The 19,489-nt window shown below is 66.7% G+C and carries 17 protein-coding genes; 11 read left to right on the top strand and 6 right to left on the bottom strand.

Annotation, left to right across the window (positions count from 1 at the left end; genetic code table 11):
- Together ACT3HL_RS11740 and ACT3HL_RS11735 are read left to right on the top strand one after the other, a co-directional pair.
- The gene (locus tag ACT3HL_RS11740; protein ID WP_445087019.1) at positions 1–801 is read left to right on the top strand and encodes an ABC transporter permease subunit; all 801 of its coding nucleotides are present in this window, start codon (positions 1–3) and stop codon (positions 799–801) included.
- Positions 802–803: 2 nt separating this feature from the next.
- On the top strand, positions 804–1,604 hold the full coding sequence (locus tag ACT3HL_RS11735; RefSeq protein WP_445087018.1) for an ATP-binding cassette domain-containing protein: 801 nt from the start codon (positions 804–806) through the stop codon (positions 1,602–1,604).
- Between the two features lie 438 nt (positions 1,605–2,042).
- Here the strand turns inward: ACT3HL_RS11735 and ACT3HL_RS11730 are convergent, their stop codons facing one another.
- Together ACT3HL_RS11730 and ACT3HL_RS11725 are read right to left on the bottom strand one after the other, a co-directional pair.
- Positions 2,043–2,468 (bottom strand): universal stress protein, encoded by a 426-nt coding sequence (locus tag ACT3HL_RS11730; RefSeq protein ID WP_445087017.1) that lies wholly within the window; start codon positions 2,466–2,468, stop codon positions 2,043–2,045.
- Positions 2,469–2,644: 176 nt separating this feature from the next.
- Positions 2,645–3,418 (bottom strand): IclR family transcriptional regulator domain-containing protein, encoded by a 774-nt coding sequence (locus tag ACT3HL_RS11725; protein WP_445087016.1) that lies wholly within the window; start codon positions 3,416–3,418, stop codon positions 2,645–2,647.
- A 572-nt stretch (positions 3,419–3,990) separates the two neighbouring features.
- Here ACT3HL_RS11725 and ACT3HL_RS11720 point away from each other — a divergent pair.
- The 3 genes from ACT3HL_RS11720 (at position 3,991) to ACT3HL_RS11710 (ending at position 6,378) form a co-directional block, all read left to right on the top strand.
- Positions 3,991–4,314, top strand: a complete 324-nt coding sequence (locus tag ACT3HL_RS11720) for a DUF5783 family protein (protein WP_445087015.1) — start codon at positions 3,991–3,993, stop codon at positions 4,312–4,314.
- A gap of 74 nt (positions 4,315–4,388) precedes the next feature.
- Positions 4,389–4,745 carry a NifU family protein gene (locus ACT3HL_RS11715; RefSeq protein WP_445087014.1) on the top strand — a complete coding sequence of 119 codons (357 nt, stop codon included), beginning with the start codon at positions 4,389–4,391 and terminating at the stop codon, positions 4,743–4,745.
- A gap of 85 nt (positions 4,746–4,830) precedes the next feature.
- Positions 4,831–6,378 carry a sulfatase-like hydrolase/transferase gene (locus tag ACT3HL_RS11710; protein ID WP_445087013.1) on the top strand — a complete coding sequence of 516 codons (1,548 nt, stop codon included), beginning with the start codon at positions 4,831–4,833 and terminating at the stop codon, positions 6,376–6,378.
- 289 nt (positions 6,379–6,667) lie between these two features.
- On the opposite strand, the gene ACT3HL_RS11705 is transcribed toward ACT3HL_RS11710, so the two are convergent.
- The 4 genes from ACT3HL_RS11705 to ACT3HL_RS11690 all read right to left on the bottom strand — a co-directional run bounded on the left by ACT3HL_RS11705 (position 6,668) and on the right by ACT3HL_RS11690 (position 12,848).
- A complete protein-coding gene (locus ACT3HL_RS11705; protein ID WP_445087012.1) occupies positions 6,668–7,573 on the bottom strand; it encodes a 2-dehydropantoate 2-reductase in 906 nt (301 codons plus the stop codon).
- 316 nt (positions 7,574–7,889) lie between these two features.
- The gene (locus tag ACT3HL_RS11700; protein WP_445087011.1) at positions 7,890–12,119 is read right to left on the bottom strand and encodes a DNA-directed DNA polymerase II large subunit; all 4,230 of its coding nucleotides are present in this window, start codon (positions 12,117–12,119) and stop codon (positions 7,890–7,892) included.
- Positions 12,119–12,538: a PCC domain-containing protein gene (locus ACT3HL_RS11695; RefSeq protein WP_445087010.1), complete on the bottom strand. Its 420-nt coding sequence runs from the start codon at positions 12,536–12,538 to the stop codon at positions 12,119–12,121. The genes ACT3HL_RS11700 and ACT3HL_RS11695 overlap by 1 nt, the downstream gene beginning before the upstream one ends.
- Positions 12,539–12,680: 142 nt before the next feature.
- A complete protein-coding gene (locus ACT3HL_RS11690) occupies positions 12,681–12,848 on the bottom strand; it encodes a DUF7556 family protein (RefSeq protein ID WP_445087009.1) in 168 nt (55 codons plus the stop codon).
- A gap of 249 nt (positions 12,849–13,097) precedes the next feature.
- On the opposite strand from ACT3HL_RS11690, the gene ACT3HL_RS11685 reads away from it, so the two are divergent.
- The 6 genes from ACT3HL_RS11685 (at position 13,098) to ACT3HL_RS11660 (ending at position 19,447) form a co-directional block, all read left to right on the top strand.
- A complete protein-coding gene (locus ACT3HL_RS11685) occupies positions 13,098–14,273 on the top strand; it encodes an alpha-hydroxy-acid oxidizing protein (RefSeq protein WP_445087008.1) in 1,176 nt (391 codons plus the stop codon).
- A gap of 79 nt (positions 14,274–14,352) precedes the next feature.
- The gene (locus ACT3HL_RS11680) at positions 14,353–15,201 is read left to right on the top strand and encodes a CBS domain-containing protein (protein WP_445087007.1); all 849 of its coding nucleotides are present in this window, start codon (positions 14,353–14,355) and stop codon (positions 15,199–15,201) included.
- A complete protein-coding gene (gene glyS, locus ACT3HL_RS11675; RefSeq protein WP_445087006.1) occupies positions 15,198–16,997 on the top strand; it encodes a glycine--tRNA ligase in 1,800 nt (599 codons plus the stop codon). The genes ACT3HL_RS11680 and glyS overlap by 4 nt, the downstream gene beginning before the upstream one ends.
- A 36-nt stretch (positions 16,998–17,033) precedes the next feature.
- The gene (locus ACT3HL_RS11670) at positions 17,034–17,684 is read left to right on the top strand and encodes a dolichol kinase (protein ID WP_445087050.1); all 651 of its coding nucleotides are present in this window, start codon (positions 17,034–17,036) and stop codon (positions 17,682–17,684) included.
- Positions 17,685–17,762: 78 nt separating this feature from the next.
- Entirely contained in the window at positions 17,763–18,248 is a 486-nt protein-coding gene (locus ACT3HL_RS11665; protein WP_445087005.1) for a TrkA C-terminal domain-containing protein, read from the top strand.
- On the top strand, positions 18,248–19,447 hold the full coding sequence (locus tag ACT3HL_RS11660; protein WP_445087004.1) for a cation:proton antiporter domain-containing protein: 1,200 nt from the start codon (positions 18,248–18,250) through the stop codon (positions 19,445–19,447). Before ACT3HL_RS11665 ends, ACT3HL_RS11660 begins: the two co-directional genes overlap by 1 nt.
- Positions 19,448–19,489 lie beyond the last annotated feature (42 nt).

Raw genomic sequence — 19,489 nt, 5'->3', positions numbered from 1 at the left:
ATGGCCACGAAAGAATCTATCCTCCCGGGAACCGACTCGCTCGGGGATTCGGTCACGATCGGTCGGCTGCTCGTTCCGGTAGCGATCGTCGTGTTCTGGCAGTTGATCACCGTTCTGTTCCCCAACCTCATCATCAGCCCCGGAGCCACGGTCGAGGTCATCCAGAACGGATTCGAGCGGACTTGGTGGCCCGACCTGCAGACGACTATGCGAGCGCTCTTGGTCGGCTTCGTCATCGCCGCTGTCGGCGGCGGTGTGATCGGCCTCGTGCTCGGCCTGAACGATTTCCTCTACGACGTCTTCGAGATCTACGTGCTGTCGATCTACTCGGTGCCGAAGGTCGTGCTCTTCCCGATCTTCCTGTTCCTGTTCCAGATCGGGTTCATGTCGAAGATGACCTTCGCGATGTTCCACGGACTGTTCCCGATGATCCTCGTCACGATGGCCGCCGTCAGGGAGATCGACGACATCTACCTCGACCTCGGGCGTTCGCTGCGACTCTCGCGATGGCAGACGTTCCGCCACATCGCGTTCCCGTTCATCCTCGTGCAGCTGACCGTCGCACTGCGCCTGGCGTTCAGTCTCACGTTCCTCGGAGTCATCCTCGCGGAGCTGTTCGCGTCGAAGAGCGGTCTCGGCCTGCGGCTACAACACGCGATGGCACAGTTCGATATGGGAACGATCTTCGGCGTGGTGACCGTTCTGATGATCATCGCGTTCGTCGTAAACATCGTGTTCTACGCTGGGCAACGCTATCTGGAAAAACGGTGGAACGTTTCCGCCGGCGACGGAGGAGTCTAACAATGTCACTCGTTACAATCGACAACGTCTCGAAGGTGTACAATCCGAACACGCAGTACAGTGTCGAAGCAGTACGAAACCTCGACATCGAGATCGACGACGGGGAGTTCGTCTCCGTGGTCGGACCGACCGGATGTGGGAAGTCAACGCTGCTTGAGATGGTCGCCGGCTTGACCGAGCCCACGGACGGCGAGATCCGATTGGGGGGCACCGCCATCACAGAGCCCTCTGACGAGGTGGCGGTCGTGTTCCAAGACGACTCAGCGCTGCCGTGGCGAACGACTATGCAGAACGTGGAGTTCGGGCTGGAGATGCGCGGTGTCGACAAGGCCTCCCGACGGGAGCGAGCCAGCGAGATGATCGATCTCGTCGGGCTGAGCGGCTTCGAGGACGCCCATCCCCCGGAGCTGTCGGGCGGGATGCGCCAACGGGTGGCGATCGCGCGCGCGCTCGCGCTCAATCCCAACATCATGCTAATGGACGAGCCGTTCGGCGCGCTCGACGAACAGACCCGACGGATCCTCGGCGACGAACTCCTCTCGATCTGCCAGGAGACGAACCAGACGACGCTGTTCATCACCCACTCGCTCAACGAAGCGGTCCACCTCTCGGACAAGGTCGCGGTGATGACGGCCCGTCCGGGGGAGATCAAGACGCTCGTGGACATCGACATCCCCCGTCCGCGGACGATGGACGTGATCGGCTCCGAACGATTCAGAGAGCTAGTCGACGAACTCTGGGATCCCCTGCGCGAGGAGTCCTACAAGGGACTGGACCAAGAGAACGAACAGGAAGCGCAGTAACGCCTCGGCCCAGTCGAGCCGATGTCGGTTTTCCAGACGTGTGATCGCCGTTCCGTCTCGACCGTAGACCCTCTCCTCTCTCCGTAATCGGGACCGTTCTGTGGGGCCCGGTGCGCGTCACAGTCTCGATTGCTGGGGAGTGGTCCGAAGTTCGAGCCGCCGTCCCATCTCATTTCGACGGTACACCGAGATACTCTCATTAAAACCAGCACTCAGGGACGTCACTGACACGCTCGCACCCGATGGTCGCGCCCGATGCCGAGAACGTCGAGGCGACGCTTAGCGTGGCAATCGGTCGCCGGGTGGCAACGCGGACATCACTCGTGGCGACTATGCGCTTCGACGCCGACCTCGGCGACAAGCCGACGTCGCACGTCGGACCGGTGAGGGCGGGGACGGTGCGTCCGAGCGCCTTCCCGATTGTTGGTCCGCTGCCGACTACTCGCGGTCCATAACGGTGACGACGGGAACGCTGGCGGAGCGGAGGACCGACTGTAGCACGCTGCCGAGTATCGCTTTCCCCACCGGCGTGCGCTCTCGCCCGCCGATCACGAGGTAGTTCGGGTCGTGGGTCTCGACCTCGTCGTGGATGATCTCCGCCGGCTTGCCGACGTGGCCGCTGACCTCGACGTCGACAGCCTCGTCGACGACGCCTCCGACAGCGTTCTCTGCGGTCGTTCGCGCGTCGGTGACGGCGTCGTCGAGGTAGTACTCCCGTTCCTCCTCGATCCGCCGGTCGGCTTTTTCTCTTTCCATCACGTGAAAGACCCGCAGTTTCGTGTCGTACTGTCGTGCCAGATCGTATCCGGTGTTGACGACCCGTGTGGAGTGTGGCCGACCGTCGACCGCTGCCAGGATGGTCATATAAGGGACGTGGACTGCAACGGGATAAATGATAGGGCGATCCGAGAGGAGACTCGGATTCCCGGCGAGGGCCGCTCACCGAGATCAGGTTGAGCGCTCCCGATCGCTCGATATGGATATTCCTGACGCGTTCGCACGCGCTCCTCATTCCACGTGGACGGATCATTTGGGGTCGATCAGTCGACGTGGACAGACCACTTGAGTTCGATCTCGTTTCGCGCGGTCTTCAGGAGTTCGGGCAGTTCCTCCTCGAAATACGCCCCCGAAAGCCGGTTCGCGGGCCCCGACAGGCTGAGTCCACCGAGCACGGTCCCTTCGTGTGTGATCGGGACACCGATCGCACGAACCCCCTCGACGTACTCTTGGTCGTTGAACGCGACGCCGGTTTCGCGGATCTGCTCGAGCGCCTCGAACAGCGCGTCTCGATCGGTGATTGTATTGTCGGTGAATTTCGGGAGACCGTGTCTGTCCACGATCTCGTGGACGCGAGCCTCGGGCAGGTGAGCCAAGATCGCCTTGCCGACGGAGTAGGCGTGCATCGGTCGGCGCTCGCCGATCCAGTCGTCGATGGAGACGGCTAGATCGCCGATCGCTTCGGAGACTTTCACGACCTGTCCGTGGTCTTCGACGCCGAACCAGACGAGTTCGCTCGTGTTCTCGGCGAGTTGGTCCAGAATCGGCTGAGAGATCTCGCCCAGTTCGTACCGGCTCTTGGCGTACTGGCCGATGTCGAGGAACTTGAGTCCGACGTGGTACGTTCCGCCCTCGTTGACGACCAAGTCTCGTTCGCGGAGCGTCGTCAGGTGATCGTGTACGGTGCTACGGGCGAGTCCGATCTCCTCGCTGACCTCCGCGACGCTGGCGCCGTCCACCTCCCGGATGTACTCGAGGATGTCAAGCGCCGTGTCCACCGTGGTCACCCGCCGCGACGCCTCCCCTGTGTCGGTCATACCAGACGAGATACTATGTGTGAATAAATATCAAACGGTTATTTCGACGACGTATCGGACGACCGTCGCGTTCGCGCGTCGCCCACGCATGACCGCCCGGGTCGGGAGGACTGCGAGTCGGTGGACGCCCGCGGTGGTCTCTCATTCGAGCCAAAGGCAGCATCCTTAAATAACAAATATATAGTTATCTATAAAAAATTAGATATAAATGACTCACAATTCATATCAATCACAGATATGCGTCTCAACTTGATATACCTGCCTTTGAGCACTACTAAAGAAATTAGAATTCTTTCTAGTATATATTTAAATCTTATTTATTCCTAGAAATAACGTATTCTTGAATACTATTATGACGAATGGGGGGCTCTTTGAGTCGTACGAACGGTGCGTGTCTTATGGCTGGCTCGACGTTGTTCGTCCTCGGCGTCGCGGTCGCCGTGTTCGCGACGACAAACGCGGAGCCGGCTTCCTCCAACGGCTGAAGCCGCGGGCCGTCTCCTCGCGGCCAGTGACACCGCACCCGCGACGCGGACAAAACCGGTTTGTACCGTCCCCGATCAATCACGGGTATGACCGAGTTCGACCCCGAAAAGTTCGAGGACAAGTACGTACACTACTTCCCGGAGCTTCAGCGCGCGTACAAGAACGCCTTCGAGCGGATGAACGACGAGTACGACTCCGAGCTCGTCCACGCCATCGACCAGCAGATCCTCAACGAGTCCGAGCCCTTCTACGAGGACGGCGACTTCCGGATCGAGTTGCCCGAAAACCCCGACGAGCGGCTGACCGCGGTCCTCGTCGACGAGGAGAAACTGTCCGCCGTCCTCGACGTGTATGTCGAGGAACTCCGTCGCCAACACCGTCGGGTGTTCGGCCTCGACGGCCCGTCGTGATCGCCGTCCGCGTCGGGGGGACGTCGTCGGCATTGAACCAAAGGTCTAAGCCCGTCGACGACCAACTCGGATCCATGAGCACGGACACCGCGAACGGCGACGACGACCTGAAAGAGCGCGTGACGAACTTCCTGCGCCGGAACTTCCCGCAGATTCAGATGCACGGCGGTTCGGCCGCGATCCAGCATCTGGACCGCGAGACCGGCGAGGTCACCGTGATGCTCGGCGGGGCGTGTTCGGGCTGCGGCATCTCCCCGATGACGATCCAAGCGATCAAGAGCCGGATGGTCAAGGAGATCCCCGAGATCGAGATGGTCCACGCCGAGACCGGAATGGGCGGCGGCCACGACGGCGGAATGGCGCCGTCGTTCCCCGGCGAGAGCAGCGACGAGACCGCAGACAGCGACGAGGGGCCGCAGGCCCCGTTCTAGGGCGGCCGCTCGCTTCGCCGGACCGCTCCTTGGCCCGCGTCACTGGATCGGAGGCTCTTTGACGCCGTCGGCGCGAGGGGTGAGTATGACTACCGAATCACCCGAGAACGTTCTCTTCGTGGTGATGGACACGGTCCGAAAGGACCGCCTCACGCCGTACGGGTACGACCGCCCGACGACGCCGAACCTCGCCGCCTTCGCCGAGGAGGCGACCGTCTTCGAGCAGGCGGTCGCGCCCGCACCGTGGACGCTGCCCGTTCACGCGTCGCTCTTCACGGGGATGTACCCCTCACAGCACGGCGCGGATCAGGAGAACCCGTATCTGGAGGGCGCGACCACGCTCGCGGAGACGCTCTCGGCGGCTGGGTACGACACCGCCTGCTACTCCTCGAACGCGTGGATCACGCCGTACACCCACCTCACTGACGGCTTCGACGATCAGGACAACTTCTTCGAGGTGATGCCCGGCGAGTTCCTCTCGGGGCCGCTGGCCCGCGCGTGGAAGGTGATGAACGACAACGAGTCGCTCCGAGCGGTCGCTGACAAACTCGTCAGCCTCGGCAACACCGCCCACGAGTACTTCGCCGGCGGCGAGGGCGCGGACTCGAAGACCCCGGCCGTGATCGACCGGACGAAGGAGTTCCTCGACGGCGCCGACCGGTCGTTCGCGTTTATCAATCTGATGGACGCGCACCTCCCGTATCATCCGCCCGAGGAGTTCGCCGCGGAGTTCGCCCCCGGCGTCGACTCCTCGGCGGTGTGTCAGAACTCGAAGGAGTACAACTCCGGCGCGCGCGACATCGGCGACGACGAGTGGGACGACATCCGAAAGCTCTACGACGCGGAGATCGCGCACATCGACGATCAGCTCGGCCGGCTCTTCGAGTGGCTGAAAGCGGAGGGAACGTGGGACGATACGATGGTCGTCGTCTGCGCCGACCACGGCGAACTCCACGGCGAACACGACCTCTACGGTCACGAGTTCTGCCTCTACGACCCGCTCGTGAACGTCCCACTGATGGTGAAACACCCCGAACTCGAGGGCGACCGCCGCTCGGATCAGGTCGAACTCTTGGATCTGTATCACACGGTCCTCGACGCCCTCGACGTGGAAGGCGGCGCTCCGGCCGCAGCGGGCGAGAACGCGGTCGCGCTCGATCGGACGCGCTCGCTCGTCTCGGACTCGTACCGCCGGTTCGACGGTGTCGACGCCGACGCGCGCGACCCCGGACAGCGCGGCGACGGGGAGTACGCCTTCGTCGAGTACTCCCGGCCCATCGTGGAGCTGAATCAGCTCGAGGAGAAGGCGTCGAACGCCGGCATCACGCTCCCGAGCGACTCGCGCTTTTACTCGCGGATGCGCGCCGCGCGCCGGACCGACGCGAAGTACGTCCGGATCGACCGCATCGCCGACGAGGCCTACCGGCTGGACGGGGATCCCGAGGAGACCGAAAACGTCGCGGGCGCGGACGACCCCGCGATCGCGGCGACCGAGGAGGTCCTCGCAGATTTCGAGACGGCCGTCGGCGGCGCGTGGACCGACGCGCTCGACGACGAGGTGTCCGACGAGACGGTCGAGGAGATGGACGAGGAGGCCCAAGAGCGGCTCCGGGACCTCGGATACTTGGAGTAGGTGGGTCGATCCCCGAAATCCGGGCGCGTTCGGACCGATGCACGTTCGGCCCGATGCACGTTCGGCCCGGACCGCGTTCGGGAGGACGTCCGCGAACGCCGTTCCGCGGCGGCTCCGAGCGGACGGATTATGGCGAACAGTCGGCACAGCGCGTTCGGGAATTGGGGGACGGCGGTTCGACCCCGTTCCACACCCACGTCGACGTGCCGAACAATCGCTGCCCGACGCGGGGCGACGCCTACGTCACACACCCCTCTGACCCCGTCTTCGTATATGAAAGCGCGTCCGATCATTCGACGCCCTCGCGTCCCGCTTCCCACGCCCGGAGAAGGTCCGTCAGCGTTCGGTTCGTCGGCACGTCTCCGACCAGTCGGTGTCGTTCCGCGCGTCGGACCACTTCGGCGTTGATGGCGTCGACCTCGGTTCTTCGGCCGGCGTCGACGTCTTGTAGCATCGACGAGCGGTTCGCCGCCGTGGCGTCGACGACGCGGTCGAGAGCCGCCGCGGCGCGTCTGTTCGGAAGTTGAACGCCCTCCGCGCGGGCGACGCGAGCCGTCTCGCGGGCCGCGCGGTGAGCGACGGTGGATCCGGCCCCGTTTTCGAGCGCACCGTTCTCGACCCGCGCGAGCGCGGTGACGGCGTTGACCCCGGCGTTGACAGCGAGCTTCTCCCAGCGGCGGCGGGGCATGTCCGCCGCGACGAGCGTCTGGACTCCGGCGTCGCGGAGCGCTTTCCCGAGGCGTTCGGCCCACGGGTTCGTGCCCCCGTTTCGGTCGCCGACGACGACGCGGCCGACGCCCGTGCACTCGACGCGTCCGGGTTCGGTGAGGCGGGCCCCGTAGGTCGCGGTCCCGGCGAGGACCGGCGCGTCGATCCCTCGTGCGAGCGTCTCCTCGGTGAGGCCGTTCTGAAGCGAACAGACCGCCTCGAACGACCCCGTCGCGAGCGCCCCGGCGGCCGTCTCTGTGTCGAACGCCTTCACGGTTACGAGCGCGATATCGGCGTCGTGTCCGTCGCTCTCGGTCGTCGCCGCCGGACGGGTGTGTGCCTCGACGGCCCCGGAGATCCGGACGCCCTCTTCGCTGACGGTCGAGACGTGCGGGTCGCGGCCGACGAGTGTCACCTCGTGAGCGCGGGCGAGGAGACCGCCGACGAGCGTGCCGAGGCTCCCCGCGCCGAAGACGAGAATGTCCATAGGAAGCGAGACGTGATCGGACGCAAAAAATCGGGGGGAAGGCGGCTGGACGAGGGAGAAAGAGCAGTTCGGAAACAGCGCGGAGGCGGGGGGCGGTGCGGGTGCGTCGCGGAGGCGGGGGGCGGTGCGGGTGCGTCGCGGAGGCGGGTGCGTCGCGGAGGTGGGGGCGGCGCGGAGGCGGTACCGAGTAGCGGTTCCAGCCGTCGTACCGCGAAGCGAGCGGCGCTCGCTTCGCGGCATTTTTTGGTGCAGATTTTTTGCGGGGGTTCGAGGCCGCGCTCCGCGCGGCCGAGGACCCCCGACAAAAAAGGTGCGCTCACATAAAATCAGCAAAGCCCGACTGTTTGTTCTTGTCGTTTTCGAACACGGACTCGAGGCTCTTCTCCAGCACTTCGAGCCGCTGTTTCGTGTACTCCCGGCAGCCGAACTCCTCGGCGACGTGGATCGCCGTGTCCATGTACTTGTTCACCGAGCCGCGGTGGACGGTGAGGTTCACGCGGCCGCCGCACTCCCGGCAGTCGCCGGTCAGCGGCATCCGTCGGTATTTCTCCCCGCAGTCGAGACACCGCGTCTCCTGTCTGGCGAACGCCCGCAGGTTCCCGATGAGGTCGGGCAGGAAGTGGTACTCGATGACTCGCTCTGCGACGTCGGTCTCGTCGACCGCCCGGAGCTTCCGCGAGAGCGCCAGCTGGGCGTCCATCTTGTCCATCATCGAATCGAGCGTCTTGTACGCCGAGAGGTCGGGGCCGAGCGCGATGTCGGAGGTGTCGTGCGTGTGGTCGAAGCCGCGGTACTCCTCGTCGGTGCCGAGGGTGTCCTCGCCCAATTGGATGAGGTCCTCGACGTCGTCGGGATCCGTGAGGTCGAGCGTGGCCTCGTAGAACGCCTTCGGATACTGCCGGACGATGTCCATGTTGTGCGCCTCGTCGTCGATCTCGCTGGGGTCGATGCGCGAGGACATCACCAAGGGCGCGTCCATCTGGCCGCCGCGCTTGTCGGGGAGGTACTGCTTCGAGAAGTTCAGGAGACCGTCCATCAGCAGCATCACGCAGTCTTCGTCGCCGTCACACTGGCCGACGAACAGGTCGTTCGCGACCAGCGTGTGTGTGTCCTCGACGGTCAGACAGTACGTGTGATCGACGTCGCTTTCGACGTACTCAACGTTCGCAACCGCGTCAGTGGCTGCGCCACCGTCCGCGTGGATTCGGTTCGACATCGACTCCCGTGTCTGCGGCACCGGTATCTCCACGTCGAGAGGCGGATTCACCGGGATCGAAAGACGATCGTCCGGCGTCAACTCGGTCGCTCGGACCTTCTCGACGCCGCCGTTCCACCGACAGAGGCGGTGGTCGGGAGTTACGGTGATCGCTCGGCCGCCCTCGGTTTCGACCCGAATCAAGTGGTCCGGTGCAACGTGTTTCGACACCGCTTCGACTCGGCGCAGAACCTCTTCCCCGTCGTCGGTCACCGACGGCACGAACAGGTCGCCGTCGAGTGCCTGTACCAGTGTCCCGAAGTCGTCTTCCTCCGGATCCCCGAGGCGCGGCTCCACTAGGTCGCGAATCGGTTCGTGATGCCACTCGTCGGCCTCGTCGCGGTACCAGACCTTCGTCTCTGGGTGGAAGCAGTTCCGACGTTTCGCCGCGTGGAAGTACGGGTGCGCGTAGCCGACAGCAGCAGAAGTAAAGCCGACGACGCGGCCGACGACGGCGGCGGACGTGTGCGGGGCCATCCCGAAGACGAGTTCGCCGACGAGGTCCTGCCGCTCTTCGACCTCGTAGAACGGCGGCAGGCCGTAGAACTGTTCGAGGAGGTCGTCGACGAAGTCCGCCGTCTTGAGCATGTGCGCTGCGGCCCCGTCGGAGAGGACGATGTCTTGGACCTTCAGCTCGACCAGCTGATCGTCGAACTCCAGGGGGTCGCCGTCGATGTCGGTCTCGTAGCCGAGTTCGCGGAAGTCGGCGGCGGTCACGTCGAGTTCGGCGGGCCGGACGGCCGTGACGGGCAGGTCGGTCATGTCGTAACGGACCGTCCCGTCTTTGAACGACGTGACGCCGTTTTTCGCGCGCAGGATGCCCTTCCCCATCGGCTCCGGCGTCTTGTCGGCGGAGGTGAGCCCCTTCACGCCCTTCAGGATGTCGTAGGCCGCCTCGCGCTCGCCGACCGCTTCGAGCGCGCGGCGGTACTCCTCGCCGACGTCGATCGAGAACCAATCGGGGCTCTCGACGTCGCGGTCGCAGCGGTCGCAGTGGACGCGCCCGGCCTCGTCGGGTTCGACCACGCGCCCGCACTCCTCGCACTCGTAGTACGGCTCGGTGTGGCCACCGCAGTTCGGGCAGGTCGTCCGGTAGGTGTGCTCCTCGCACTCCGGGCATGCGCGGTCGCCGACGCGGACGTCGACGACGCCGCGTCGACCCTGCTCGTCTCTCAGACGCGCGGCCTCGCCGACGTCGCGCTGGCTCCCGCCGGCCTCGCCGATCGGAAAGAGCGTGTGCACCGCCGGCGAGAGGTCGCGCGACTCGGACTTCTCCGGGCGGCCCATGCGGTTGCCGACGCGGGTCGGGGCGCGCTCGCGGATCTCGAAGGGGGCAACCTCGGTGACGGCACCCACGGCGTTCTCGCCGCCGTCCCACTCGCGGGCGGCCGACGAGAGGTCCTCGACCTCCCACGTTCGTTCGAGCGAGCGGCGGTCGTCGCCGACCTCGAACCCGAGCGAGCGGACCAGCAGCCGCCACTCGGGAACCCGGATCGTCTCCTCGCGCTGGGTGTGCTCGACGAGCAGACGCTCGAGCGCCGTCGCGGTCGCGTCCGCGCACGGGAGTTCGAGGACGTCGGTTCGGCCTCCGCCCGCGCCGCCGCCCGCGGGCGATCGAGCGCGGGAGCCGTCGCCGTCGGGCCGGTCTGTCCCCGCGACGCCGCCGTCCGCCTCCGCGGCGACGACGCGTCCGGACTCGACCGCGTCGGCGAGGTCCGCGAACTGCTCGACCGAGATGTCGTGCCAGAGGTACGTGTACTCGGGGTGTAACGGGCAGTCGTACGCCGTCGCCCACTCGTACGCCTCCGTGGGCGTCGGGTGTTCGAGGTCGACCGCGGGGTCGTCTCCGAGCGCCTGCACCGGCGCGCCGGCCGCCTCGAACTCCTGGATCCACCACTCGTAGACGTACGATGCCGGCGCGAGCGGGTGGTTGTTCTCGACGAACTCGCCGAAGTTGACGAGATACTCGCCGAGGTCGAGGATCTTCTCGACGCCGTTTCTGATCTCGAGGGCCTCCTCGGGGTCGTCGATCCGGCGCACGTCGCCGTTCGCGAGCCGGACCGTCGGCCCCTCGATGGTGTCGACCGGGATGACGCCGGCTGCCTTCCCGGGGCGTTCGGTCTTGATCTGCGTGCCGGTCGCGAGGAAGTCGTCGACGAGGTGCATCGTCGCCGGGTGCACCCCGGCGGTCGCGAAGCCGTGGTTCCGAGAGCGTCCGTAGCGGAGGCGGAACCCGCCCCCGGCGCTCGGGTGGCCGAAGACCGGCCGGCCGGCGATGAGGTCGCGGAGGTACTTCTTCGAGGGACCGAGGCGGGGCGGTCCGGCCGAGACAGCGTCTCCCTCTTCGTCCGTTCCTTCGGGTTCGCCCTCGTCGTCGTCGTGGTCGGCGTCTTCCGCGCTGTCCTCTTCGCTCCCGTCGCTCTCACCGCCCTCGGCCGACTCCTCGCTCTCGCCGATCGTGCCGTCGATGAGGTCCTGCAGCCACGGCCAGTCGACCTCGTCGAGGCCGCGGGTGTACCGCTGGATCTTCGGCGCTTTCAGCGCGATGCCCTCCGCGAGGACGAGGCACATCCCGCCGCGGGCCGAGTTGGTGTCGACGCGCTCGAGGTCGCGAAAGCCAGAGACCTCCTCGTCGCCGGTGGCCTCGCCGTCGAGCATGATCGGCATGTGCTCGGCGATGAACCTCGTCTCCTTGTCCTTCGGCGAGTACTGCAGGCCGGTCTCTCTGTCGTACAGCGCGACCTCCTCGGCGTAGCGCTCGATCTCGTCCGATCTGGCCCCGTACTCCTCGATGCCCAGCAGCGAGCGGGCGTAGTCGGCGACGAGGACCGAGAGCGCCTGTGCGGTCCCGCCCGCAGAGCGGATCGGCCCCGCGTAGTAGACGTTCACGAACTCCGTGCCGTCGTCGTTCTCGAGGATCTCGACGCGGTCGATGCCCTCGATCGGCGCGGCGACGACGCCCTCGGTGAGGAGCGCGACCGCCGTCCGCACCGCGCCCTCGACCTTCCCGGCGCGGCCCTCGAAATCGCCGACGGTGCCCTCGACGAAGTCGGTGACCAGTTCGAGCGCGGCCTCCTCGCGGGACATCTGTCCCTCGAGTTCGCGGACGCGCTCTGCGACGCCGGGAATCTCGAGGATGTTTTCCACCCTGTCGGCCATGTCCTTCGCGACCGGGATCTCCACCTCCGGTTCGGGGTCGAAGCCCATCCCCTTCGCGCGCTCGGCGCGGTCGAACGCCTCGTCGAGGCGGGATTCGATCCGCTCGAAGTACCGCTGGTCGTCGTCGCGCATTACAGCCAGAGGTCCAGATCGGTCGGCTCGTGGCGCTCGCGTTCGAGCGGCCCCTCGAACACTCGGAGGTACACCTCGCCGGCGAAGACGGTCGCGGCGTTGAGGTGCCCCGCGAGCGTCTGCCCGCTGGGCCGCGAGAGCACGGCGTGGGTGTGCGCGAAGCGCTCGCCGTCGAGGTCGGCGACGTTCCCCACGCAGGCGGCGACCTCCAGCGGTTCGTCGAACGTCACCGACTGGTACGCTTTGTCGTCCTGATCGTAGAACCACACCTCGGCGTCCTGAACGGCTCCCATTCCCTGAAACCACGCGGCGTCGATCCCCTCGAGATCGGCGAACTCCTCGATCTCCGTGCGCCAGTCGGCCCCCGTTTCGAGCCGAAGCAGGAACTCCCGGCTCGCGTCGACCTCGCGGTAGTGCATACCCTGTTTCTTGCGCGATACGGACAAAAATCCCACTGGTCGGCGCGGCGGGTCCCGCGGACGGCCCGTCCCGCTCGCCCGTCCGCTGACGGGCGCGGTGGCTCTCGGTCGCGTCTGATACGGTGAAAAGGACTGGTGGGCGTCAGGCCCAGTCTCGAAGCGACGGCGCCTCCGATACCCGCATCGAGAGCCACGCATCATCGCGGGATATGTCCGCGATAATGAACTCCGACTGAGCGGGGGTGGAGTCCACCGAGGCCATCACCTCGGCGCGCGACGCGTCGGACACAGCCGTCGCATTCGGCGTCATGTTTGTTAGTGTGTCTCATCCATACATAAACCCGTCGGATCACTGCCGTGAGTGTTCCCACGAATATGCATATTCTTCCGCAGAAAAAGACACGATGATGCACAACAATCGGTTCGCACAAAACGCATGATCGATAACGGTTGCCAGTCTGTGCGAGTATCTAGCAAACAAAACGCGTCGGTTGGTACTCTGTGGCAATCTACCACCACTCGGGGAAGAGCTATACTGGTATGACAACACACGGCACGTATGGCTGACGACCTCCCGGACCAGCCCGGGCCGCGACGGATGACACAGGTGTTCACCGACGGAATGGCGGGCGAGACGCCGGGCGTTCCACTGTCGTACGAGGTCTTGGAATCGGCCGCTCTCGACGCGCTCTCACCGTCGGCGTACGACTACGTCGCGGGCGGCGCGGGCAGCGAATCGACCGTCGATCGGAACCGCGAGGCGTTCGGTGAGTACCGGCTGCTCCCGCGGATGCTCAGAGGCGTGGGCGAGCGGGACCTCTCGACGACGGTCTGCGGGACCGAGCTGAATCATCCGGTGATGCTCGCTCCGGTCGGAGTGCAGTCGATCATTCACGAGGGTGCAGAGCGCGCGACCGCTCGCGCCGCGAGCGAACTTGATCTGGGGATGGTCGCCAGTTCCGCGGCGTCGACGACGCTCGAAGACATCCACGCCGAGCTCGGCGAGACGCCGGGATGGTTTCAGCTGTACTGGAGCTCGGATCACGAACTCGCCGAGAGCTTCGTCGACCGGGCGACGGAGGCGGGCTATGAGGCGCTGGTCGTCACCCTCGACACGCCGATGCTGGCCTGGCGCGAGCGGGATATGCAGCGCGCGTATCTCCCGTTTCTCGACCGCGACGGGGTCGCGAACTACTTCGCGGACCCGACGTTTCAGTCCCGCGTCGACGGCGACGTGGCGGACAACAAACGCGCCGCAGTCGAGGAGTTTCTGGAGGTCTTCAGCGACCCGACGCTCACGTGGGACGACTTCGAGTGGCTCTGTGAGTACAGCGACCTCCCGGTCGTCCCGAAGGGCGTTCTCCATCCCGGGGACGCCGAGCGGGCCGTCGAGGCGGGCGCAGCCGGCGTCGTCGTCTCCAATCACGGCGGGCGGCAGGTCGACGGCGCGGTGGCCGCCGTAGAGCAGCTACCGGCCGTCGTCGACGCCGTCGGCGACGAGGTCGACGTCCTGTTCGACAGCGGCATCCGGCGGGGCGCGGACGCGCTGAAGGCGCTCGCGCTCGGCGCTGACGCGGTGTTGCTCGGGCGGCCGTACGTGTACGGGCTCGCGCTCGACGGCGCAGACGGCGTTCGAGAGGTGTGTGAGAACTTCCTCGCGGACCTCGATCTCGGGTTGGGTCTCCTCGGCTGCGACGACGTCGACGACCTCGACGAGTCGGTGCTCGCCGGGTGAGCCGGCGCGGCGCGGCCCGATCGTATCTGCCGCGTGGACCTTCAAAGAGTACAAGAGGTGTGGCGCAGTAAGACGCCGTATGAACGTGGCCGACGCGATGACGCCCCGCGAGGACGTAGTTACTGTCGAGCTTCCGGGGACCCGCGACGACGTGTTGGTGTATCTCCAGGAACGCGGCTTCTCCTCGGTCCCGGTCGTCAAGCAGACCGCCGAGGGAGAGACGTACCGCGGGCTCGTCTCCCGCGAAGAGCTGATCGAGCGCCCCGACGAGGACCAACTGGCGGTCCTGATGCGGGACGTTCCGACGGTCACCGCCGACGCGACCGTCGAGGAGGCGGCGCGCCTGATGATCCAGTCGGGGACGCGTCGCGTTCCGGTCGTCGACGGGACGCTCGAGGGCATCGTCACCGTCACCGACATCGTCCACGCGATCGCCCACGGCGACGTCGACCTCGACGCCACCGCGGGCGACATCGCGACCCCGGACGTGAACACGACCCACGCCGGCACGCCGCTGCCGGTGGCCGAGCGGGAGATCTACTACGCGAACGTCCCCTACACGGTCTGTCTCGACGACGAGGGATCGATGAGCGGCATCCTCACCGAGGTCGACATCATCGAGGTCGCCCGCGTCGTTGAGGGCGAAGACGACACCGGCGACTCCGTCGCCGGGCAGGACGACGACTGGATGTGGGAGGGGATCAAGGCCATCGGCAAACGCTACGTTCCGACGCGGAACGTCGAGATCCCCGCCGAGCCCGCGGCGAAGTTCATGTCCGACGATCTCGTCACCGTCTCCAAGCGCAAGCCGGCGATCGAAGTCGCACAGGCGATGATCACCGAGGAGATCGAGCAGATCCCGCTGGTCTCCGGCGACGAGCTCGTCGGCATCGTCCGCGACGTCGACCTCTTGGAGGCGCTGCAATGAGTGAGGCGCGAACCGAGGGCGAGCGGCTCGCGGAACTGGCCAAGCGACGCGGCTACTTCTTCGGCGCGAGCGGCGCGTACGGCGGCGCGGCCGGCTTCTACACGTTCGGCCCGCAAGGGGCGGCGCTGAAATCGAACGTCGAGGACGCCTGGCGCGATCGGTTCACCGTCCGGGAGGGGAACTTCGAGATCGAGGCCCCGACGATCATGCCCGAACCCGTCTTCGAGGCGTCGGGCCACCTCGACGGCTTCGACGACATGCTCGTCGAGTGCCCCGGGTGCGGCGAATCGCACCGCGCTGACCACCTCATCGAGGACCACACCGACATCGAGGACGCCGAGTCGATCCCGATCGCGGAGGTCGAAGACCTGATCGCCGACCACGACCTCCAGTGTCCGAACTGCGGCGCGCACCTCGCCGGCGAACCAGTCGAGGACTTCAACCTGATGTTCGAGACGAACATCGGGCCGGGGTCGTCGACGCCGGGGTACCTCCGTCCGGAGACGGCGCAGGGAATCTTCGTCGAGTTCCCCCGCATCAAGGAGTACGCGCGGAACAGCCTCCCGTTCGGGGCGACGCAGATCGGCCGCGCCTACCGCAACGAGATCTCGCCGCGGAAGAGCATCGTCCGCACGCGGGAGTTCACGCAGGCCGAGTTAGAGCAGTTCATCGACCCCGAGCGCGACGAACCCGACCTCGAGTCCGTCGCCGACGTCGGGGTGACGCTGTACCCGGCCGCGGAACAGCAGGCCGACGACGGCGCGTACGTCGAGACGACGATCGGTGAGGCCGTCGAGTCGGGCATCGTCGGCGACCCGTGGATCGGCTACTTCCTCGGCATCGCCCGGGAGTGGTACGAGCGCGTCGGCGTCGATATGGACCGCTTCCGCTTCCGGCAGCACCTCGCGGGAGAGCGCGCGCACTACGCCGCCGACTGCTGGGACGCCGAGAGCGAGGTCGACGGCGACTGGATCGAGATCGCCGGCTTCGCTCACCGGGGCGACTACGACCTCTCGAAGCACGGCGAGCACAGCGACGACGACTTCACGATCTTCCGGCAGTTCGAAGAGCCAAAGCGCGTCGAACGGACCGTCGTCGATCCGGATATGAGCGTTCTCGGCCCCGAGTTCGGCGGGGACGCCGCCGACGTGCGGTCGGCGCTCGAAGAGCTGGCCGACCGCGACCCCTCGGCGTTCGAGGGCGAGACGGTACGCGTCACGGCCGGTGGCGACACCTACGAGGTCGACGTCGACGTGACCAACTTCCGGGTCGAAGAGCAGACGCTCTCCGGCGAGCACATCACGCCGCACGTGATCGAGCCGTCGTTCGGCGTCGAACGAACCGTCTACACGATCCTCGCGCACGCGTACCGCGAGGACGAGGTCGACGGCGAGAAGCGGACCTTCCTCTCGCTCTCGCCGGCGGTCGCGCCGACCGACGTCGGCGTCTTCCCGCTCGTCTCGAACGTCGAGGAGCTCACCGCGCGCGCGGAGGCGCTCGCCGACGACCTCCGTGCGGCCGGGTTCAGCGTCGTCCACGACGACTCGGGGAGCATCGGCCGCCGCTACCGGCGACAGGACGAGGTCGGGACCCCGTTCTGCGTCACCGTCGACCGCGACGGACTGGAGGGCGACGCCCCCGACAGCGTCACGATCCGCGAGCGCGACACGGCCAGACAGGTCCGCGTCCCGATCGAGTCGCTCGTCGCCGAGCTGCGCGCCGTCGAGAGCGGCGAGAAGGCCTTCGACGAACTGGTCGACACGTACGAACTGGTCGCGCCCGGCGCGGACGCGTAGCCCGTGCGCCCCTCTCGCTCGCTCGTCGCAGTCGTGCTGACCGCGGGGCCGTCGGCGGGCGGGGGAGTCCGCACGTCCTCGAGCGAACTCAAGCGCCGGCTCGTCCACGCGAGCGGGACGGGGCTCCCGGCACTGTACCTCCTCGGATTCGTGACGTGGCGACAGTTTGGCCTCGTGATGCTCGCCTGTTCGGCTGTCGCGGCCGCCCTCGAGTTCTTCCGGCTGGTCGTCGGCCTCGAGTGGTCAGTCTACGACGAGCTGACGCGCTCGTACGAGCAGACGAACGTCGCGGGGTACGCGCTGTACATGTTCAGCATCACGGGGGTCGTCCTCGTGTTCGCCCCGCACATCGCCGTCCCGGCGGCGCTGATGCTGACGATCGGCGACCCCGTCTCCGGCCTGCTCGGGACGACTCGGGAGGCCGGCGAGCCGAAGCGGCTCCGGACGCTCGGCGCGATGTTCGCGGTCTGTCTGGCGGTTTCGCTCCCGGTTCTCGTCCCCGTGGCGGGCGTTTTCGCCGGTGGCGCGGCCTCCGTCGCGGCCGCGCTGGCGGCCACCCTCGCCGACGGGTTCAAGCCCGTGATCGCGGGCTACGTCGTCGACGACAACGCCTCGATCCCGCCGGCGGCGTCCGTCGCCGCGGGGGCCGTCCTCGCCGTCGCGGGCGCCGCACCGGTCCTCGGCTGACTCCGCTCGTCGCCGACGGGCGGGGCCGTCGGAGTCGCCACAGGATGTTTTTTGTGCGACCGCGACAAATCCGCCGTTGTGACCGTCTACGAGAGCGACCTCCCGGGCGTCGGCAAGAAACACGAGATCGACCTGCCGGACGGGTCACAGCTCGTCGTCGTGACCCACAACGAGGGTCGACGAGAGGTGTTTCTGCGCTCGTCTGCCGACAGCGACTCCGAGAAGCTCTTCGAGCTGACGGACAGTCTGGCCAGACAGGTCGGGACGATCCTCGAGGGGGCGTACTTCCAGCCGGTCAAATCCCAGAACCTAGAGACGCTGCTCGGCGGAGACACGCTCCTCGAGTGGGTCGAGGTTGAGGCGGGGTCGCCGGCCGTGGGCCGGACGCTCGCCGAGTCGGACCTCCGCGCCGAGACCGGCGCGTCCGTGATCGCCATCGAGCGCGGCGAGGAGGTGATCCCCTCTCCGGGGCCCGACAGGACGATCCGCGCCGGCGACACGCTCGTGGTGGTCGGCACCCGGGCGAACTGCGACGCGTTCGAGGCGCGCGTGACCGCCGAATAATGGCGGCCGGGCTACTCGAACTGGGGCAGGTATTCGCGGTTCTCGCGCTCGCCGGCGCGGTCGCGCTCCGGATCGGCCTGTCGGTCATTCCGCTGTACGTCGTCGGCGGGATGGCGGCCGGCCCGTTCGTCGCCGGGCGATCGGGGCTCCCGTACGTTCCGAACGGGGAGCTCCTCGCCGTTTTCGCGGAGGTCGGGATCGTCCTCCTGCTGTTCTTTCTCGGCTTGGAGTTCAGTCTCGATCGGCTGCTGGAGGCGCGCTCGCGGATCTCCCGCGCGGGGGTCATCGACGCCGCGGTGAATCTGCCGCTGGGGATCGCGATCGGCCTCGCGCTCGGGTGGTCGGTCGTCGAGGCGCTGCTGCTCGGCGGCATCGTATACATCTCCTCGTCGGCGATCATCACGAAGTCGCTCATCGATATGGGATGGATCGCCAACGACGAGGCGGACCCGATCCTCGGGACGCTCGTCTTCGAGGACCTCTTCATCGCGGTCTACCTCGCGGTCGTCGCCTCGCTCGTCCTCGGTGGCGGCGGTAACGGGATCGACGGGGTCGGGCGCTCGCTGGCGATCGCGTTCGGGTTTCTGGGGCTGCTGTTCGTCGTCGTCCAGTACGGGACGGGGTTCTTCGCCCGCGTTCTCGACGTGTCGGACTCGGAGTCGTTCGTCCTCCGGACGCTCGCGGTCGTCGTCCCCGTCGCCGGTCTGGCGCTGGCGCTGGGCGTGAGCGAGGCCGTCGCGGCCTTCTTCGTCGGGATGGGGTTCTCCACCAGCGGGCACCGCGAGCGGATCGAACGGCAACTCACTTCCGTCCGCGACGTCTTCGCCGCGGTCTTTTTCTTCTGGATCGGCGTCGGGACCGACCCGCTCGCGCTCGGCGCCGTCGCCGTCCCGCTCGCCGCGGCGGTCGTCCTGACGACGCCGTCGAAGGTGCTCTCGGGCTATCTCGGGGGGCGCGTCTACGACCTCTCGAAGCACCGGTCGCTGCGCGCCGGGTTGGGTCTGGTGCCCCGCGGGGAGTTCTCGCTCGTCATCGCCGCGCTCGCCGCCGGGGGATCGACGCCGGTGATGAGAGAGACGATTCCCGCACTCACCGTCGGCTACGTCCTCGTGATGGGAACGCTCGGGACGGTGCTGATGCAGCGATCGGAGGCAGTCGAGGGCGTTCTCGGTCGGATTCGGCCGATTGGGGATTCGTGAGCGGATCTCGACTATGAGCAGACCCCGGCAGTGAGCGGATCC

The organism is Halobellus sp. GM3, assembly GCF_052545375.1.
Note: the sequence above shows the minus strand (reverse complement) of the source record. Positions and strands in the feature narration are given on the sequence as shown.